We start from the raw sequence: 18,929 nt of genomic DNA on the forward strand, positions 1-18,929 counted from the left end.
CGCGGCTCTCTTGAATTCCAAACAGGGCAAACATAGAAGCGAACTTCTCTGCCGCCAGCGGCGCACCGCCCTCGTTCGTGGGCCGTATATAGTCGGAGCTCCCTCGACGCGTCAACACCGATTTCGAACTTTTTTGAATTTTTTGCGACGAATTTTTCGAACCGTTTTTTCGATAGCCGACTGCCCTTGCGGCAGCCCTTGGGTCATCCACAACGAGGCCCTATTGCCGCCGCATTGAGGCGTGAAACCGGCCCATATAAGGAAGGCGCGCGCATATGTGAGGCGCCCTCAAAACGGACGACCGCGACAGACGACAGGGCGCCCTGCGCAAGGGGCGTATCATTGGGGACATCGGCCCCGGCTTGCCGCTTCGTTGACTTCAACCGCCGCGACAGGCAATTGTCATGGCCGCAACGACAACGACAAGCCGTTTCGCCTGGGGAAGAAGCAGCCTTTCTGGATGCCAGACACCGAAGAGGTCATAGCCGAACTCGGCAACGAGCCGCCGCTGATCGCGGACGGCCGCAGCGGTCCGCCTGACCGCCGCGAAGTTTCGGCGCGTTGGTTGTCGGGCACGTTCCTTACCGGCGTTACATCGAGTGTCTTGATGGGCGTGGCCTTGTTTGCCGCCCTCGATGGCCGCCAGCAGCTGGCGACTCCGCCCGAAATCGCCGAGCTCATCAGCCTTGCCGGCGGCGGCGACGATTCGGGCGAGCAGGCAAAGACCACAAGACTGGTCGCGCCCCGCCAGATCGCCCGGGCAAAGGACCGGCGTCGCATGGAAGTGTCGATGGTCACCAAGGTCGGCGATCGCGACGTTATCCACACCATGCCTTTCGTGCAGATCAAGATGGCCTTGGCCGCCGGGCACACCACCAATCGCCCCTACCCGCCATTCGACCCGATGCAGGTGTTCGGCGACGACGGCGACGACAACAACGCGCAGCCGGCAACGGCCACCGCGGCCGCCGGGCAGATCTACGGTGCCAAGGTCGAAAGCGAGATGAGCCTGAAAACGGTCGATTTTCCGATCGAGACGGCTTCCTTCGACGAAAAGAGCGATCTTTCCGCCGACGAGGTGGAAAAGGTGGTGCGCGACGCCAGCAACGGCCTGAGCGACGGCGCCGTCCAGGTGGCCGCGTTGCATTATGTCGATCCGCAGCGATTCGGCGACGCCTTCGCCGAATCGATGGCCGGCTCATACGATGTGAAGATCACGCAGGAAAATGTCTCGGTGGCGCCGCGGGCCACGCCGGACGACCAGGCGCCCGCCTTCGCCGAGGAAATCATTCCCTTCACCAAGGATACCGATATCGCCGAGGCCTTTGCCGATTCGGGCTACACAGGCGACGACGCGTCCGGCATGGCGGAGGCGATCGGCAAGCTGTTGAACGCCCCGGCGCTGAAGGCCGGAACGGTGCTGCGCGTCGGTCTTGAAGTGCGCGGCGACATCGCCAAGGTCGTGCGCACCAGCGTCTACGACAAGACAACCCACATCGTCACCATCGCACTTAACGATCGCGGCCAGTATGTGCCGGCGCAGGAGCCGGAGGCCAATCCCGAACTCTTGACGGCGTTCGATGATTCGCAGCCCGTCGTGGTGCGCGGCAATCTTCCCAATATCTATGACGGCATCTACCGTGCCGCCTATTCCTACGGGATGTCGAAAGYGATGACGCAGAAGCTGATCAAGCTTCTCGCCTCCGACGTCGATTTCCAATCGCGGATTTCGCCGGCCGATCGCCTCGAGGTCCTGTTCTCGCAGCCCGACGGCGACGACCAGACCTCCGACAATTCCGACCTGCTCTATGTATCGGYGACCTTCGGCGGCCAGACGAAGAATTTCTACCGCTTCCAGATGCAGGACGGCAGCACCGACTATTTCGACGAAAACGGTTCGAGCGCCCAGCAATTTCTGCTGCGCAATCCGCTGCCCGCCGGCAAGTTCCGCTCCGGCTTCGGCGCGCGGCGGCATCCGATTCTGGGCTATGTGCGCATGCATACCGGTGTCGACTGGGCGGCGCCCATCGGTACGCCGATCATCGCTGCGGGCAACGGCGTCGTCGAGAAGGTCGGCTGGGCCGGCGGCTACGGCAAGCAGATCATCATCCGCCACGCCAATGGCTACGAGACCTCCTACAATCACCAGAGCGCTTTCGCCAAGGGCATCGAGCCCGGGATGCGCGTGCGCCAGGGCCAGGTGATCGGCTATCTCGRCCAGACCGGTCTCGCCACCGGTCCGCATCTTCACTATGAGCTGATCGTCAACGGCACCAAGGTCGACCCGATGCGCGTGCGCCTGCCGGTGGGCAAGGTGCTGAAGGGCGACGATCTCGTCGCTTTCAAGCGCGAGCGCGAGCGCATTGACGATCTTTTGAAGCAGGAAGACGGCAACGCGCTGAAGGTCGCCAGCGCCAAGACTGATTCGCAGCTTCCCAATTGAAGCATGTCTCCCGAAAGTGGGTACCGGTTTCGGGATGAAGACATGCGTAAAATCAAAAACCTAAAGCGCGTGGAGCGAATCTGAAAGATCGCCACGCGCTTTAGCCGCGCGAATTATTGAACTATTCGCCCGAATCGTCGCCTTGYCGCGGCCAGGGTGATGCCTGCCCGGGCACCGTGAGCCAGGCAACGATCGACGACAACACGCAAAGCAATGTCGTGACAGCGGCGACCGCGGCAAAAGCCGAATCGCTTGCCGTAATCCGCAATGCGTCGAGATTGGCCGCCAGCCCGGCCGGGGGCGGCTCGCCGAAACCGGGAATACCGGCAGGGTTGCCGGTCAGTCGCGCATAGATGAAAGCCGCCAGCGAGCCCATTGCCGCCACCGCGATCAACCCGCCGACGCGCGAGACGGCATTGTTGATGCCTGACGCAGCCCCCGTGTCCTTGTCTTCGACCGAGGTCATGACCGCCGTCGACAGCGGCGACACCACAAGCGCCATGCCAAGCCCCATCAAGGCCATCAGCGGAAAGGCCCCGGTCCAGAAACGATGGATGCCGGCGTGAGAGAGCAAGGCGAGCCCGGCAAAGGCGATAGCGACGATGAGGCTGCCGGCGGCGATCGGCAGACGCGGGCCGATCTTGTCGGACCACTGGCCGACCGGTCCCGATAGCAACGCGATCGATGCCGACAACGGCAGGAAGATGAATCCGACCTCGGCCGAGCTCAATCCCCAGCCCGCGATCAGGACCATCGGCAGGTAGAAGAGATTCGCCGACAGCGCGAAATAGAGGAAGAAGGTCGCCAGATTGGCGCCGGCGAAGGCGCCGATGCGGAACAGGCCGAGATCGATCATCGGCTCGCGCTGCCAGCGCTCGTAAAGGATGAAGACGAAAAGCAGCACGACGCCGGCGACGATCGCCGGCCCGGCCATCATCCCGCCGCCCTCGGCATTCATGGCCGTCAATCCATAGGCCAACGATCCGAACGCCAGCGTCGCCAGCGCCGCACCCCCGAGATCGAGGCTGCGCTTTTCAGTCGGCTGGTCGGCCGGCACCTTGGCCAGAAGCAGATAGATCGAGATCAGTCCAAGCGGCAGGTTGATGGCGAAGATCGCGCGCCAGACCCCATTGCCGAAAGTCGTCAAGACGAAGCCGCCCAGCACGGGACCGAGCGCCGTGGTCAGCGCCGACGCGGCGGCCCAGATGCCGATCGCCCGGCCGCGCTCCTTCTTCGGATAGGCCTTGGCGATGATGGCGAGGCTGCCCGGCACCATGATCGCCGCGCCGATGCCCTGGATGGCGCGGAAGGCGATCAAAATGGCCGGGTCGGGCGCCACCGCGCAGGCGAGTGAAGCCGCGATGAACAGCGCGATGCCGGCCACGAAGGCGCGCCGCAGCCCAAACCGGTCGCCAGCGGCGCCTCCCGCCAGGATGAGCGCCGACAGCGTCAACGCATAGGCGTTGGAAATCCACTGCGCCTGCGCCAGGCTGGCGCCGAGATCCACGCGCAGCGCCGGCATGGCGATCGCCAGGATCGAGCCGTCGATGAAGCCGAGCGCCGAGGCGAGGATCGCCGCGACCAACACGAATTTTCGCTGCGTCTGAGGACAAAACGTACCGTTAGCGCGGACGGGCGAATGCGAATCGGCAGTGGTTTCGTTCGCGGATGACATAAATCCCTGCTTAGTCCTCCGTTGCGGCCGCAACAACAAGCCAGAGCATGGCTGTTCTTGAAACCAGATGCCCCCGGGCATTCCAGGAGGATGCACCTTAGTTTTCCGTTGTCGACTCAACCTGAAATCATCCGGCCCTGGCCGCATGGCGAGGCGGACGCCAATTCTGATGCAAACCGCCGATCGCGTGCTAGGTTCCACCATCATGCGTGAGAGGGGGAAGCCATGAAGCGGCCGCTCGAACCGTCGGCGGAAGGACGCGGACGCATCGTCGGCATTACCGACGGCGTCTTCGCCATCGCGCTGACCTTGATCGTGCTGGAGATCAGGGTGCCGTCRCATGAGGTGGTGCATTCGGAGGGAGAGCTGCTTGCCGCGATCCTGGCGCTCGGGCCACGGTTCCTGACTTATGCGCTGAGTTTTCTGACGCTCACCATCTTCTGGTTCGGCCAGCAAGCGCAGCATGGCCTGATCRCGAGGTCAGACCRCAGGCTGGCGACRCTCAACCTGTGCTTTCTTGCCTTCATCGCGCTGCTGCCGTTCTCGACCRACCTGCTGGGCGATTTCCTGGAATTCAGGATCGCGGTGCTGGTCTACTGGCTGAACCTCTTGATGCTTGGCGCCACGCTGTTCGCGAGCTGGTGGTATGCCGACAGGAACGGCATGGTCGCCGAGGATGTGGACGCCGGTACACGGCACACCGTCTACAATCGCATCGTCAGGGCGCAAATTCTGTGGGYGGTCGGCGCGGCGCTTTGCCTGATCACGCCGCTGCTCAGCATAGGCTTCATCCTGCTGGTGCAGCTCATCTATGCCGCGGCGCCRCGCGCTTCACTGCTGCGTAAACTCATCGGTTGAGGTCCCGCCGACCTCCGCGATTGTTGGTCCGCCGACGAACTCCACCGTGACGCCCGGGGACACCAGCTTGRCAAGCTCGCGTGCATCCCAGTTGGTCAGGCGCACGCAGCCATGGCTCTCGGTCTTGCCGATCTTGGAAGGGTCAGGYGTGCCGTGGATGCCGTAGGTCGGCTTATCGAGCGCGATCCACACCGAGYCGACCGGACCGTTCGGTCCCGGCGGGACGGTCAGGATCTTGTCGTTCTGGCCCTGCTTGAAATTGATGTTCGGGTTGTAGGTGTAGTTCGGATCGAGCGCGATGCGCGAGACGGCATGGATGCCGGTCGGCGACGGCGTGTCGGCCGAGCCGATGGTCGCCGGATAGGCCGCGACCAGCTTGCCGCTGCCATCATAGGCGTAGACTTCCTTCTTCGTCTTGTCGGCGACGATACGCGTTACCGGCGTCGAGACCAGCTTGCCRAAATTGGYGACCTTGATCATCGTGCCGGGGCGATTGAAGTCGACGCCCTTGTTGATCGACTTCAGATAGGTCTCGTCCATGTGGAAGCGTTCGGCCAGCGCCTCGGTGACCGAGGTGTAGCACATGCAGTCGAGCTTGGCCTTCTGACTGTAGTCCTCAGGGATCGAAGCGACGTAAGGGCCGGCCACATCTTCCGGCGTGATCGTATAGTTGGCAAAGGGGTCACCGCCCGACTGGGCAAGCGCCGCCTGGATGCCGACGGCATCGGTGGATTTCAGATTGGTGCCGTTTATCTCGTTGTAGGCGGCCAGCGCCTTGTCGACGTTGGAGCCGAAGCGCCCGTCGATCACGCCCGGCGAAGCGCCGCCGCGGTCGAGCAGCACCTGCAGCGCGGCAACGTCCTGGCGCACCCCGAGCGACAGYGACGGATCGACCGAGGCCTTGCCGCCCGTGTTCGGCGGCAGCGACGGCTCGGCGTCCGGATTGGTCTGCAGCACTTCGCCCTGACCCGGCTGCTCCGGGTCGATCGAAGCCTCGTTCAGCGGCTGGCGCTTGATGGTGTTCGACTTCGGCTCCTCGGGATAGGTGGTGGCATAGCCCTCATCATTGGAGGGCGCCGGCGGATAGGCATCGACGGAATTGTCGCTGTTGGGATCGTATTCATCGACCGGCGGCGGGATAACGCGGCCGTTCTCCTCCAGTTGCCGGCGGCGGAAGCGCGCCATGTCCTCGGGATTGTCGAGATAATAGCGATCGTCACCCTCGGTCGGCGCGCGGCCGAGTTCCTGCATGCGCATCTRCCGGCGCAGAGCTCGGCGGTCGAGCCTGCTCCCCGGCGGCTGGATGGCGATCACCTTGCCGGTGTCGGCATCGACCAGCACGCGGTTGCCCCTGGCGTCGTAGTAGATATCGATATTGCCTTCCTGCGCCAGCACCAGCGCACCGCGCTGGGCGGGCCGTGTCGCCTGCGGCGCGCCATCCACGCTCGGCGTGGCGAACGCACTGGAAGTCACCAGCCCGGCCGCGAGTGCCGAAAGGGAAAAGATCAAGCGCAGCATGGGGGTCTAGCTCTCCGGTCGACTAGGCTCCTGGCGGGCGAATCTTCGCCAGCAAACCAGTTGCCCAAATTAAGGTTCCAATATGAACCGGGCATGAAGATGGCGGTTTTCCGCGAGCTTGAGGAATATCAGCCAGCTTGCGCAAGTCCCAATTCCTTGCGTGCCTGTCTGGTCAGCTTGAGCACGACCAGGCGATGGCTCTCGCGCAGATAGTCCATCAGCGCCGCGTCATCCACGCTTTGGCTCGTCTGACGCTGAATCCATTTCATGCCGCGCGAGGCAAGATAGGGAGCCGGCCGGCAGCCCGGCTGCTCCTTCAGCACGTCATAGGCCATCTCGGAACACTTGAAGGTAACGAAGAGCTCGCCGCCCTCGTTCCAGCCGCCGATGGCGAACACCTTGCCGCCAACCTTCCAGACATGGGCGCCGCCCCACTGAACGACATGCGTCGTGGCGGGCAGCGATGCGCAGAAGCCGTTGTAATCGTCGAGCGTCATCGAGTCCTTCCCCAGCCATTCGAATCGGCAGCCGATTATGCGCAGTCGCCGGGAATAACAAAGCGCGCCGCACCGGTCCGGTGCGACGCGCTTCGCGTTCGTTCAAGCTCGACCCGGATCAGGCGGCGGCTTCCGTCGCCACCACGGTCGGCTTCGAGCGGAAGTTCAACCGGTCGGAGCCCGCGGTGACCTTGACAGTCGAACCGTCGAGGATCTCGCCGAGCAGGATCTTCTCCGCCAGCGGGTCCTGCAGCTCCTTCTGCATCACCCGCTTCAGCGGCCTGGCGCCATAAGCCGGATCGTAGCCCTTCGAGGCCAGCCACTCGATCGCGTCATGATCCAGCGACAGCGTGATCTTGCGGTCGACAAGCAGGTTCTCCAGCCGCTTGAGCTGGATCTCGACGATACGGTCCATATCCTGACGGCGCAGCCGGTGGAACAGGATCACCTCGTCGACACGGTTGAGGAACTCCGGCCGGAACGAGGCCTTCACCACGCTCATCACCTCGTCGCGCACGGCATCGACATCCTGGTCGTCGCTGAGGTTGACCAGATATTCGGCGCCGAGGTTGGACGTCATGATGATCAGCGTGTTGCGGAAATCGACCGTGCGGCCCTGGCCATCGGTCAGCCTTCCGTCGTCGAGCACCTGCAGGAGCACGTTGAACACGTCTGGATGCGCCTTCTCGATCTCGTCGAACAGCACGACCTGATAGGGCCGGCGCCGCACCGCTTCGGTCAGCGCGCCGCCTTCCTCATAACCGACATAGCCGGGAGGCGCGCCGATCAGCCGGGCGACGGAATGCTTCTCCATGAACTCCGACATGTCGATGCGCACCAGCGCCGTCTCGTCGTCGAACAGGAAGCTGGCCAGCGCCTTGGTGAGCTCGGTCTTGCCGACGCCGGTCGGTCCGAGGAACATGAACGAGCCGATCGGCCGGTTCGGATCCTGCAGTCCGGCGCGGGCGCGGCGCACGGCCTTGGACACCGCCTGCACGGCTTCGCCCTGGCCGACGACCCGCTTGCCGATTTCGTCTTCCATGCGCAAAAGCTTCTCGCGCTGCCCTTCCAGCATCTTGTCGACCGGAATGCCGGTCCAGCGCGACACAACATGCGCGACATGGTCGGGCGTGACCACCTCTTCCACCATGCCGGTCTTGCCGTCCTGCGCCTCGGCTTCCTTGAGCTTCTTCTCGAGCTCCGGGATCTTGCCGTAGGCAAGCTCGCCGGCGCGCTGGAATTCGCCCTTGCGCTGCGCGATCGCCAGTTCGTTGCGCGTCTCGTCGAGCTGCTTCTTCAGGTCGGCGGCAAGGCCAAGCTTCTGCTTTTCGGCCTGCCACTTCGTGGTCAACTCGCTCGATTCCTCCTCGAGATCGGCAAGCTCCTTCTCCAGYCGGGCAAGCCGGTCCTTCGAGGCCTCGTCCTTCTCGACCTTCAGCGCCTCGCGCTCGATCTTGAGCTGCATGATGCGGCGGTCGATCTCGTCCAGCGCCTCGGGCTTGGAATCGACCTGCATGCGCAGCCTGGAGGCCGCCTCATCGACCAGATCGATCGCCTTGTCCGRCAGGAAACGGTCGGCGATGTAGCGGTTGGAAAGCGTGGCCGCCGACACCAGCGCGGAATCCGAAATGCGCACCTTGTGGTGCTGCTCGTACTTCTCCTTCAGGCCGCGCAGGATCGAGACCGTGTCCTCCACCGTCGGCTCGTCGACGAAGACGGGCTGGAAACGGCGGGCAAGGGCGGGGTCCTTCTCGACATGCTTGCGGTACTCGTCGAGCGTGGTCGCGCCGACGCAGTGCAGCTCGCCGCGCGCAAGCGCGGGCTTCAGCAGGTTGGACGCATCCATCGCACCGTCGGCCTTGCCGGCGCCGACCAGCGTGTGCATCTCGTCGATGAACAGGATGATGTTGCCGTTGGCCGAGGTGACCTCGTTGAGCACCGCCTTCAGCCGCTCTTCGAACTCGCCGCGATATTTGGCGCCGGCAATCAGCGCGCCCATGTCGAGCGCCATCAACTGCTTGTCCTTCAGCGATTCCGGCACGTCGCCATTGACGATGCGCAGCGCCAAGCCTTCGGCGATCGCCGTCTTGCCTACGCCCGGCTCGCCGATCAGCACGGGGTTGTTCTTGGTGCGCCGCGACAGCACCTGGATGGTGCGGCGGATCTCGTCATCACGGCCGATGACCGGATCGAGCTTGCCGGCGCGGGCGTCGGCGGTGAGGTCGCGCCCGTATTTCTTCAGCGCGTCATAGCCTTGCTCGGCCCCGGCCGAGTCGGCGGTGCGGCCCTTGCGGATATCGTTGATGGCCTGGTTGAGCGCCTGCGCGGTGACGCCTGCCTTGGACAGGATGTCGGCGGTCTTGGCCGACTTCTCCATGACAAGCGCCTGCAGCAGCCGCTCGACGGTGACGAAGCTGTCGCCGGCCTTCTTGGCCAGGTCCTCGGCGGTGGAAAACACCTTGGCAAGAGGCTGGRCCAGATAGAGCTGGCCATTGCCTCCTTCGACCTTGGGCATGGCTTCGAGCGCGGTCTCGACGCCGAGCTTGACGTCGCGGACGCTGCCGCCAGCGCGCTCGATCAGGGACGCGGCAAGGCCCTCGTCATCGTCGACGAGCACCTTCAGCATATGTTCGGGGGTGAATTGCTGGTGATTGCGCGAGAGCGCCATGGTCTGCGCCGACTGGATGAAGCCGCGCACGCGCTCGGAATATTTCTCGATATTCATATGTGTCTCCTTCCATCACCGGCCCGCTTTGCGGCACCGGATCAGATTGCGGTGACGGACCCGCTCATAGGAGCCGAGCCCTGTTCAGCCGAGATATGGTGTATGGGGCACGGTCCCTCAAGACGCCTTGATGTCGATCAAAGCAGAATATTCCAGCTGCGCACGAACGAAAACGGCGGAGATTGCTCTCCGCCGTCTGCAATGCCTGGAATGGCGTCCGGATCAGTTGTTCGCGTCGGCGGGAACAGGCTCGCCGGGAACTTCGCCGGCAACGGGCGCCGGCTCAATCACCCGGTCCGCTTCTTCTGCCGGCCTGACGCTGGYGGCGTCGCCATTGCCAGCCGCATTGCGCGCTTCGCCTGAATTCTCAGGACTGGCGGCTTCCGGGCTCAAGCTCTCCGGCTGATCGCCCTGCTCGCCATTGCCGGCCTGCTCGGCATAATTGCCACGCGGGCGCCGCGGGCGCCGTGGCCGGCGACCGCCGCCGGTGGCGGCTTCGTTGAGCTCGGCCTGGGCGGCGAGCGCGGCCGGCGAGAAACTGTCGAACTGCGGCGCCTGCTCGGCCTGAGGACCGGCCTCGCCGGCAGCCTCGGGCTGCGCCTGCGCGGCCTCATTGCGGCGGTTCTGATCGGACTGCTGGCCGCCATGCTCGCGCTGGCCGCTGTCACCGCGCGGACCGTTCTGGCCATGCTGGCCGTAGCCGCCGTTGCGGCGGTCGCGATGCCGGTCGCGGCCATTGTTGTCGCGCTGTCCCCCGTCACGCTGACCGCTGTCGCGGCGATTGTTGTTGTCGCGGCCGTTTTCCTGGTTATAGGCGAGTTCCGCCGGCGTGCCTTCGATCACCGGCTGCGGCCCGGAGCCGTTCGCCGGCGCCTCGGCGCCGTTGCCGCTGTTATTTCCCGTATTGTCGAACTCGTCGCGGTCCTCATCGAGATCGTCCTCGAAGTCGTCGCGGTTCTGCGGGACGTTCTGGATCGGCATCTGCGCCTGTGCGGCGGCAATGATGCGATTGTAATGTTCGGCGTGCTGGAGGTAGTTCTCCGCCATCACCCTGTCGCCGGAGCTTTGCGCGTCACGGGCGAGTGCGGCGTATTTTTCGGCGATCTGTTGAGCCGATCCGCGGATCTTCACGTCCGGGCCGTTGCTCTCATAAGTGCGGGTCAGGGGATTCGGCCCCTTGCGGTTGTTGTTGTTGCCACCGCCGCCATTGTTGTTGCGACCGCGCATGCGCCTGTTCTGCTGTTGTGGCCTCATTAGACTCTCTTCATAGTGAATTTTCGAAAAAACTCTTCACGAACGGAGGCGCTCATGCAGCCAGCCGTTTCGTTTCTTCACCGGCGTTCGCCCGCATCAATTGCGTTGGCGCCACGTGCCATCCTGTTCCGGTTACATCACTTGCCGGATGATTCCCGCACGAAGCTTGGGCGTCGTTTGCGCAAGAAGGCAGCTATTTCCAAGGAAAACCGAATCGCTGGGAGCACTGCCTGCTTCGTCTCATCCGGTTGAGCCGGACCCTAACTGCATTCCCCTGTATTGCCAAGCGGTTTTTTCGCACTGCATCAGGGCTTTCGCCGCTCGAACACCAGAACTCTGTCATTCTTGCCGAGGTCGCGATGTGTCCCGATTAACACATAACCGGCTGYGGCGAATATTCCGCTGACCTCGTTCTTCTGCGTGTGGCCGATCTCGACCGCTACCTTGCCTTGCGTTTCCAGAAATCCTGCCGCCTCGGCGGCGATGACCCTATAGGGGTCCAACCCATCCGCACCGCCGTCCAGCGCCCGATGCGGGTCGAAATCGCGGACCTCATCCTGCAGATTTCCGATCTCTCGACTGGGTATATAGGGAGGGTTCGAGGCAATTACATGGTAGCGGCCCGAAACTTTTTCGAACCAGTTGGAATGCAAGGCTTTGAAGCGCTCGCCGAGCCCCAGATCCCGGGCATTTGCGGTTGCGGTCGCCAATGCGCCGGGCGAAATGTCGACGCCCGTCGCTGTCGCTGCCGGGACGGCGCCGAGCAGGGCCAGCGCGATGGCGCCGGTGCCCGTGCCGAGATCGAGAATACGGCATTCGCCCAGCCTTTCGGCCGTTGCCCGGGCGAAGGGCAGGACGGCGTCGACCAGCGTCTCGGTGTCCGGCCGGGGTTCCAGCGTCTGCGGTGACAGCGACAGGCGCAAACCGTAGAATTCGCGGTAGCCGAGGATGCGGTGCACCGGCTCGCCTGCGACGCGACGCCTCAGGGCCGCTTCAACGGCCGAAAGCGCCTTCGGACCCACCTCGTGCCCCGGTTCGGCGATCGCCTGGGTGCGGGTCGTGCCGGAGAAATGTTCCACGATCAGCCGGGAATCGAGCGCCGGATCGTCGATACCGGCGGCGGCCAGACGCTCGCGCGCCGCCCTGAGCAGCGGCCCGAGCGCGGCGGGCAGATGGTCAGCCATCGAGGCTCATATCGGCCAGCAGCTTCGACTGATGGTCGGCGATCAGCGCGTCGATCACCTCGTCGAGCTCACCCATCATCACCCGGTCGAGCTTGTAGAGCGTGAGGTTGATGCGGTGGTCGGTGACGCGCCCCTGCGGAAAATTATAGGTGCGGATGCGCTCTGAACGGTCGCCCGAGCCGACCTGTGATTTGCGCGACGACGAGCGTTCTTCGTCGGCCCGGCTGCGCTCCAGGTCATAGAGCCGCGCGCGCAGGATCTGCATGGCGCGCGCCCGGTTCTGGTGCTGCGATTTTTCCGCCTGCACCACCATGATGCCGGTCGGCAGATGGGTGATGCGCACCGCCGAGTCGGTGGTGTTGACGTGTTGGCCCCCCGAGCCCGAGGCGCGCATCGTGTCGATGCGGATATCCTCCGCCCGGATGTCGATATCGACCTCCTCGGCTTCGGGCAGCACGGCTACCGTCGCCGCCGAGGTGTGGATGCGCCCACCGGCTTCGGTTTCCGGCACGCGCTGGACGCGGTGCACGCCGGATTCGAACTTCAGATGCGCGAACACGCCCTTGCCCGACACCGAGGCGATGATTTCCTTGTAGCCGCCGACCTCGCCTTCGCTGGCCGACACCACCTCGAAACGCCAGCCGCGCGAAGCGGCGTAGCGCTCATACATGCGGAACAGATCGCCGGCGAACAGCGCCGCCTCGTCGCCGCCGGTGCCGGCGCGGATTTCGAGGATGGCGTTCCTCTCGTCGGCCGCGTCCTTGGGCAGAAGCAGGATCTGGATGTCCTTCTGCAGCGCCTCGATGCGGCTCTCGACCTCCGGCAGGTCCGCCTCGGCCAACGCCCGCATGTCGGCGTCGGTCGCCTTGTCGGCCAGCATCGCCTCAAGGTCCGCCTGTTCCTGCTCGGCGGCGCGCAACGCCCGGATCTTGCCCACCATCTCCTGGATGTCGGCATATTCCGAGGCCATCTTGACATATTGATCGGCGGCGGGGCCGGCCGCCATCTGCGCTTCGAGCATGTCGAAACGCTTGACGACTTGATCCATACGGTCGCGGGGCAGGTTGATCATGATGGGATGCTATAGCGGTATGGAGCGATCGTCGGCAAATGCCTGCAGCAGCGCCCGCATCGGCGTCCCTTGGGCCGGCGCCATCAGATTGTCCTTGAAGAAGTCTTTCAGCTCCTGCAGCGGCAGCTCGGTCAGCATTGCCTTGACCGGGCCGATCGAGGCCGGCGACATCGAGATCGAGCGGAAGCCCAGGCCGATCAGCGCCATGGCCGAGATCGGCCTCCCGGCAAGCTCGCCGCAGAGCGTCACCGGCGTGTTGTTGCGCACGCCGGCATCGGCGATTGTCTTCAGCACCCGCAGGAACGGCGCCGAAAGCGTGTCGAAGCGGTCGGCGAGCTGGGTGTTGCCGCGATCGACGGCCATGACGAACTGGAAGAGGTCGTTGGAGCCGACCGAGACGAAGTCCACCGCCTTCATCAATTCGTCGAGCTGGAACAAGAGCGAGGGCACTTCCAGCATCGCGCCGAGCTTGAGGCTGGTGGGCAGATGATGCGCAAAGCGCGACAGATGCCGGACCTCGCGGTCGATGATCTCGCGCGCCTGCGCGATTTCCGACAGCTCGGTGACCATCGGCAGCATCAGCTTCAACTCACGGCCGCCGCAGGCCTTCAGCAGCGCCCGGATTTGCGTCCTGAGCAGGCCGGGGCGGTCGAGCGTCAGCCGGATCGCCCGYCAGCCGAGCGCCGGGTTCTCTTCCTGGATCGCGCCCTTGAAGTAAGGCAGCACCTTGTCGCCGCCGATGTCGATGGTGCGGAAGGTGACGGGCTTGCCGCGCGCGGCGTCGAGCACGTCGCGGTAAAGCCGCTCCTGCGCCTCGGYGCGCGGGAAGGTCGAGGCGACCATGAACTGTAATTCGGTGCGGAAGAGCCCGATGCCGGCGGCGCCCGATTCGGTCAGCTGCGGCAGGTCGACGGCAAGACCCGCATTCATCAGGAGATCGACCGGAACGCCGTCCTTGGTCAGCGACGGCTTCTTGCGCAGCTCGCGATAGACTTCCTGCCGCCGCGCCCGGAATCGGACTTTTTCGGCATAGGCGGCCTCCAGGTCGGATTGCGGCCTCAGATGGATGGTGCCTTCCTCGCCGTCGACGATGATGGCGTCGCCGTTTTCCGCCATGGAAACGGCGCCTTTCATCTGTCCGGCGACGGGAATGCCCATGGCGCGCGCGACGATGACGACATGGCTGGTGGCGGCGCCGTCCTCCAGAACCAGGCCGCGCAGCTTGTCGCGCGGATAGTCGAGCAGTTCGGCCGCGCCCATCGAGCGGGCGACGATGATGGCATCCTTGGGCAGCGAGGCCGCAACATCCTCCGGGCCGCGCCCCATCAGCTGGCGCAGGAGCCGGTTGGCGAGGTCGTCGAAATCGCTCATCCGCTCGCGCAGATAAGGGTCGGTCATGTGCAGCATGCGGGCACGCATGTCGCTCTGCACCTTCTCGACCGCCGCCTCCGCCGTCAGGCCGTTGCGGATCGCCTCTTCCAGCCTGCGCACCCAGCCGCTGTCATTGGCGAACATGCGGTAGGCCTCGAGCACCTCGCGATGCTCGCCCTCGAAGGCGACCTCGCGCCGCTCCAGCATGTCGTCGATGGAGAGCCGAAGCGAGCCGAGCGAGGACTGCAGCCGGCGCACCTCCTCCTCGCTGTCCTCGTTGAAGAGGTTGGTGACGACGATACGCGGCTCGTGCAGCACGACATGGCCGAGCCCGACGCCTTCGTTGAAGGAAAGGCCGGTGAAGCTTGCCGGGCGGCGCAGGTCGAGCTCCAGCCCAGGCCGGGTGAGGCGCGCGAGATCGCCGGTGGCGATCATCTCGGCGATCACCATCGCCGTGGTTTCCAGAGCCTCGACCTCGTCGTCGCGGTAGTGACGCATGGTCTTGTTCTGCACCACCAGCACGCCCAGCGTGCGCCCCGCCCTCAGCACCGGCACGCCGAGGAAGGAATTGTAGATCTCCTCGCCCGTCTCCGGCAGGTAGGCGAAGGCCGGATGCTCCTGCGCGTTGGAAAGGTTGAGCGGCCGCGCGCTGGCGGCGATCGTCCCGACCAGGCCCTGCCCGAGCCTGAGCTGCGCCAGGTGGACGGCGTTCGGGTTCAGACCCTCGGTGGCGTAGAGTTCGAGCACGGAGTCGGCGCGCAGCACATAGAGCGAGCAGACTTCAGCGACCATGTTGGAGGCGATGTCGCGCACGATGCGGTCGAGCCGCTCCTGCGGCTCCAGCGGCTCCTGCATGAGCTCGCGAAGCCGTTTGAGCAGAACGCGCGGGCCACTGGCCGTATCACGCATTGCGGCTTGTTCTCCAATGGGCATTCGCCCGCCGCAGTTTCTCCCGCGGCCGGCGTTCACGCAACAACTGACTCAGTTCTTGCTATTGCTTATCCAGACCGTAGACGGAATGCAAAGTGCGAACCGCCAGTTCCGTATAGGGACCGTCGATCAGTATCGAGATTTTGATCTCGGACGTGGTGATGGCGCGGATGTTGATCGCCTTGTCGGCCAGCGCCTTGAAGGCGGTGGCGGCGACGCCGGCATGGCTCCTCATGCCGATGCCGATGACCGAGACCTTCGACATGCCGGATTCCGACTGCACGACATCGTAGCCGACTTCCGGCTTCAGCTTCTCCAGCACCGCAAGCGCCTTGTCGACGTCGCCGGACGGCACGGTGAAGGTCATATCGGTCAACTTGCCGTCCTCGGAGATGTTCTGGACGATCATGTCGACATTGATGTTGGCCTCGGCCAGCGGGCCGAAGATGCCGGCGGCAACGCCTGGGCGGTCGCCGACGCGGCGCARCGAAATCTGCGCTTCGTCCTTGGCGTAGGCAATTCCGGTGACGACCTGCTGTTCCACGATCTCTTCCTCGTCGCAAATGAGCGTTCCGGGCGGATTGAGCAAATCCCCCATTCCGGGCGCGTCGGGATCGTCGAAGGACGACCGCACGAAGGTACGCACCCTGTGAACCATGGCAAGCTCGACCGAGYGCACCTGCAGCACCTTGGCGCCGAGCGAGGCCATTTCGAGCATTTCCTCGAAGGAAATCTTGGCCAGTCGCCGGGCTTTCGGCTCTATGCGCGGGTCGGTGGTGTAGACGCCGTCGACATCGGTGTAGATGTCGCAGCGGTCGGCCTTGACCGCCGCGRCAATCGCCACGGCGCTGGTGTCGGAGCCGCCGCGGCCGAGCGTCGCGATGCGGTTGTCCGGTCCGATGCCCTGGAAGCCGGCGATCACCGCCACCTGGCCCTCGCCGAACCGCTTGATCAGGAAGGCGCCGTCGATGTCGAGGATGCGCGCCGCGCCATGCGCGTTGTCGGTCTTGATCGGGATCTGCCAGCCCTGCCAGGATCGTGCATGGACGCCCATATTCTGCAGCGTGATCGCCAGAAGACCGGCCGTGACCTGCTCGCCCGAAGCGACAACGGCGTCATATTCGCGCGCATCGTGCATGGGCGAGGCTTCGCGCGTCCAGGCGACCAGCTCGTTGGTCTTGCCGGCCATGGCCGACACCACCACGGCAACCTCGTGACCGGCATCGACCTCGCGTTTGACATGGCGCGCCACATTGCGGATGCGGGCGATGTCGGCGACCGAGGTTCCGCCGAATTTCATCACGATACGCGCCATGGAAGCGAAATGCCTTTGACTGAGGCCGGCTCAAGGCCGGAACGGGAAGAAACGCCAGGGTAAGCCCGGCGCCGGAATGCGCGGCCTCCTTAGCCAAAACAGCAAAGCTTCGCAAGCGAGCGCGACTATCGCCGGCCCCGGCACCGCTCATCCTGACGGATTCCTGCCGCCGATCATGCCATAAGGACAGCGAAACGCCGCTGGAGATTCTCATGACCGAGGTCCTGGAAATCGTCACCTTCCGCCTCAAGCCCGGCGCCGAAGCCGGCTTTGTCGCCAATAACGGGACCGTAACCGACTGGCTCGCCCGGCAGCCGGGCTTCCTCAGCCGACATCTCGGCCGGCGCGAGGATGGCGTGTGGGTCGACGTCGTGCGCTGGCGGAGCATGGAGCAGGCCCGGGCGGCGGCCGACCGCATCATGGCCGAGATCGGCGACAGCGTCGCGCTGCAGGCAATAGAGCCGGCCAGCGTCGCCATGAGCCATGCCGAAGTCGCGTTGTCACGCTAGACCCGCATCTTCGGCTGGGCAACCGGCTCAGGCAGCGCTTTGCCACAAGCCCGGATAATCGAGAACGAAACCGGCCGACGAGACCGTCAGGATGGCCTCATAGCCAAAGGCCGGCGCGGCATAGGCGTAGCGGTTTTCGTCCAGTCGCCGATAGGTCTGGTCAAGGCGCGTGAGCCTGAGTTCGGGAAAAGCCAGGTAGGCGGCCGGAGCCGGCGTCGCCACGCCGACCCCAAGATTGAAGCGGCGAACCGCCACGAGGTTCGTGGCCGGCGTGAAGCCAAGGTCGAGATCGACGAGACCCGCGACCTCGGCCTGGCCMACGCCGTTCAGCATCCATTGGCCGTCGGCGAGCCGCTCGACCTCGTAATGCAGCTCCTGCGTGCCGACGAAGCCGCCGACCCGCGCGGAGCGCGTACTCCAGCCGGGATCGCAATCCACCGCATAAGCAAGGCTGCAGGGCTGGCCGTCTTGGGCGAAGAGTGCGTGGCCCTCGAGGCGCCAACCCTGGTCGGTCGCGCCAAGCAGGCAGGCATCATGGCCCTCAAGGTCGAGACGGCGCCAGAGGATCGACGAGTGGGGTTGCATAACCGGGCCTCCTTCCTGGGCATCATGCCTTCCATTCGTCCGATATGGCGATCGCGTTTCCGCGGCGGCCAGATCAAGCCGCCATGTGCTGACATCGGGCACCGACCGGCCCGGAGATGCTTGCCGGCAACGCGTGTGGCAGCAGTTGAAAAAACCTGCCTTGACTTTCGCGGCTGAGGACCCGACTTCCTAACGTTCGCCGAGTTCTTGGCGTTCGAGGAGGCCCGCCCATGCCAGAACCCCGCCGATCGACCATCGATGCCGGAGAAGTCGAGYGCTTCTCCGCCCTTGCCGCCGAATGGTRGAACCCGAACGGCAAGTTCCGTCCGCTGCACAAGTTCAACCCGGTGCGGCTTGCCTATATCCGTGACCAGGTGGCGGCGCGTTTCGGCCGTGACCCGCGCGCGGCCCGGCCTTTCGAGGGCCTGYGCTTCCTGGACATCGGTTGCGGCGGCGGATTGCTGTGCGAACCCATGGCCAGGCTTGGCGCCGATGTCGTCGGCGCCGACGCTTCCTCGACCAACATCGAAGTGGCCAAGCTGCACGCGGCGGAGGCCGGCGTCAGCGTCGACTATCGCGCCACGACGGCCGAGGCGCTGGCCGATGCCGGCGAGACCTTCGACGTCATCCTCAACATGGAAGTGGTCGAGCATGTCGCCGATGTCGACCTGTTCGTCGCCAAATGCGGCCAGATGGTCCGCCCCGGCGGCATCATGTTCGTCGCCACCATCAACCGCACGCTGAAAGCGCTCGGCCTCGCCATCATTGGCGCCGAATATGTTCTGCGCTGGCTGCCGCGCGGCACGCATCAGTTCGGCAAGCTGGTGCGGCCGGAGGAACTTGGAAAGGCGCTGGGCGCCGCAGGCCTCACGGTGATCGACCGCACCGGCGTCATCTATCATCCGCTGGCCGACCGCTGGCAGAAGTCCAGGGACATGGACGTCAACTATATGGTGCTGGCCGAGAAGGCTTCCGTCTGAGCGGCAGCAGCCG

At 64.6% G+C, this 18,929-nt stretch carries 14 protein-coding genes and 1 pseudogene; 4 read left to right on the top strand and 11 right to left on the bottom strand.

Features of this window, described 5'->3' with window-relative positions:
- Positions 1-211, bottom strand: a pseudogene (locus LCM4576_RS37005) (hypothetical protein); the annotation flags it as partial.
- 249 nt (positions 212-460) lie between these two features.
- Between LCM4576_RS37005 and LCM4576_RS18005 the strand changes: the two are divergent.
- Positions 461-2,443, top strand: a complete 1,983-nt coding sequence (locus tag LCM4576_RS18005; protein WP_071033723.1) for a M23 family metallopeptidase — start codon at positions 461-463, stop codon at positions 2,441-2,443.
- Positions 2,444-2,564: 121 nt separating this feature from the next.
- Here the strand turns inward: LCM4576_RS18005 and LCM4576_RS18010 are convergent, their stop codons facing one another.
- A complete protein-coding gene (locus LCM4576_RS18010) occupies positions 2,565-4,118 on the bottom strand; it encodes an MFS transporter (RefSeq protein WP_071033521.1) in 1,554 nt (517 codons plus the stop codon).
- Positions 4,119-4,343: 225 nt separating this feature from the next.
- Here LCM4576_RS18010 and LCM4576_RS18015 point away from each other — a divergent pair, with 225 nt between their 5' ends.
- Positions 4,344-4,976 carry a TMEM175 family protein gene (locus LCM4576_RS18015; protein WP_071033523.1) on the top strand — a complete coding sequence of 211 codons (633 nt, stop codon included), beginning with the start codon at positions 4,344-4,346 and terminating at the stop codon, positions 4,974-4,976.
- On the opposite strand, the gene LCM4576_RS18020 is transcribed toward LCM4576_RS18015, so the two are convergent.
- The 8 genes from LCM4576_RS18020 to LCM4576_RS18055 all read right to left on the bottom strand — a co-directional run bounded on the left by LCM4576_RS18020 (position 4,950) and on the right by LCM4576_RS18055 (position 16,842).
- Positions 4,950-6,494 (bottom strand): L,D-transpeptidase family protein, encoded by a 1,545-nt coding sequence (locus LCM4576_RS18020; RefSeq protein WP_071033525.1) that lies wholly within the window; start codon positions 6,492-6,494, stop codon positions 4,950-4,952. The genes LCM4576_RS18015 and LCM4576_RS18020 overlap by 27 nt on opposite strands.
- A gap of 128 nt (positions 6,495-6,622) precedes the next feature.
- Positions 6,623-6,991, bottom strand: a complete 369-nt coding sequence (locus LCM4576_RS18025; protein ID WP_071033527.1) for an MmcQ/YjbR family DNA-binding protein — start codon at positions 6,989-6,991, stop codon at positions 6,623-6,625.
- 118 nt (positions 6,992-7,109) lie between these two features.
- Positions 7,110-9,716, bottom strand: coding sequence for an ATP-dependent chaperone ClpB (gene clpB, locus LCM4576_RS18030; RefSeq protein ID WP_071033529.1), 2,607 nt, complete (start codon positions 9,714-9,716; stop codon positions 7,110-7,112).
- Positions 9,717-9,938: 222 nt separating this feature from the next.
- Complete coding sequence (locus tag LCM4576_RS34870; protein WP_244510833.1) at positions 9,939-10,943, bottom strand: DUF4167 domain-containing protein; 1,005 nt, start codon at positions 10,941-10,943, stop codon at positions 9,939-9,941.
- Between the two features lie 332 nt (positions 10,944-11,275).
- Complete coding sequence (gene prmC, locus LCM4576_RS18040) at positions 11,276-12,154, bottom strand: peptide chain release factor N(5)-glutamine methyltransferase (RefSeq protein WP_071033531.1); 879 nt, start codon at positions 12,152-12,154, stop codon at positions 11,276-11,278.
- Complete coding sequence (prfA, locus tag LCM4576_RS18045) at positions 12,147-13,226, bottom strand: peptide chain release factor 1 (protein ID WP_040989211.1); 1,080 nt, start codon at positions 13,224-13,226, stop codon at positions 12,147-12,149. The genes prmC and prfA overlap by 8 nt, the downstream gene beginning before the upstream one ends.
- 9 nt (positions 13,227-13,235) lie before the next feature.
- Positions 13,236-15,506 carry a phosphoenolpyruvate--protein phosphotransferase gene (gene ptsP, locus LCM4576_RS18050; protein WP_071033533.1) on the bottom strand — a complete coding sequence of 757 codons (2,271 nt, stop codon included), beginning with the start codon at positions 15,504-15,506 and terminating at the stop codon, positions 13,236-13,238.
- An 82-nt stretch (positions 15,507-15,588) separates the two neighbouring features.
- Positions 15,589-16,842: an aspartate kinase gene (locus LCM4576_RS18055; RefSeq protein ID WP_071033535.1), complete on the bottom strand. Its 1,254-nt coding sequence runs from the start codon at positions 16,840-16,842 to the stop codon at positions 15,589-15,591.
- A gap of 212 nt (positions 16,843-17,054) precedes the next feature.
- Between LCM4576_RS18055 and LCM4576_RS18060 the strand changes: the two genes are divergently transcribed.
- Positions 17,055-17,351 (top strand): antibiotic biosynthesis monooxygenase, encoded by a 297-nt coding sequence (locus tag LCM4576_RS18060; protein WP_071033537.1) that lies wholly within the window; start codon positions 17,055-17,057, stop codon positions 17,349-17,351.
- 27 nt (positions 17,352-17,378) lie between these two features.
- On the opposite strand, the gene LCM4576_RS18065 is transcribed toward LCM4576_RS18060, so the two are convergent.
- Positions 17,379-17,936, bottom strand: a complete 558-nt coding sequence (locus tag LCM4576_RS18065) for a putative glycolipid-binding domain-containing protein (RefSeq protein WP_071033539.1) — start codon at positions 17,934-17,936, stop codon at positions 17,379-17,381.
- Between the two features lie 230 nt (positions 17,937-18,166).
- Here LCM4576_RS18065 and ubiG point away from each other — a divergent pair, with 230 nt between their 5' ends.
- Positions 18,167-18,916: a bifunctional 2-polyprenyl-6-hydroxyphenol methylase/3-demethylubiquinol 3-O-methyltransferase UbiG gene (gene ubiG / locus LCM4576_RS18070; RefSeq protein WP_071033541.1), complete on the top strand. Its 750-nt coding sequence runs from the start codon at positions 18,167-18,169 to the stop codon at positions 18,914-18,916.
- The last annotated feature ends 13 nt before the right edge of the window (positions 18,917-18,929 follow it).

This window comes from Mesorhizobium sp. LCM 4576 (genome assembly GCF_001854815.1).
Taxonomy (GTDB): domain Bacteria; phylum Pseudomonadota; class Alphaproteobacteria; order Rhizobiales; family Rhizobiaceae; genus Mesorhizobium; species Mesorhizobium plurifarium.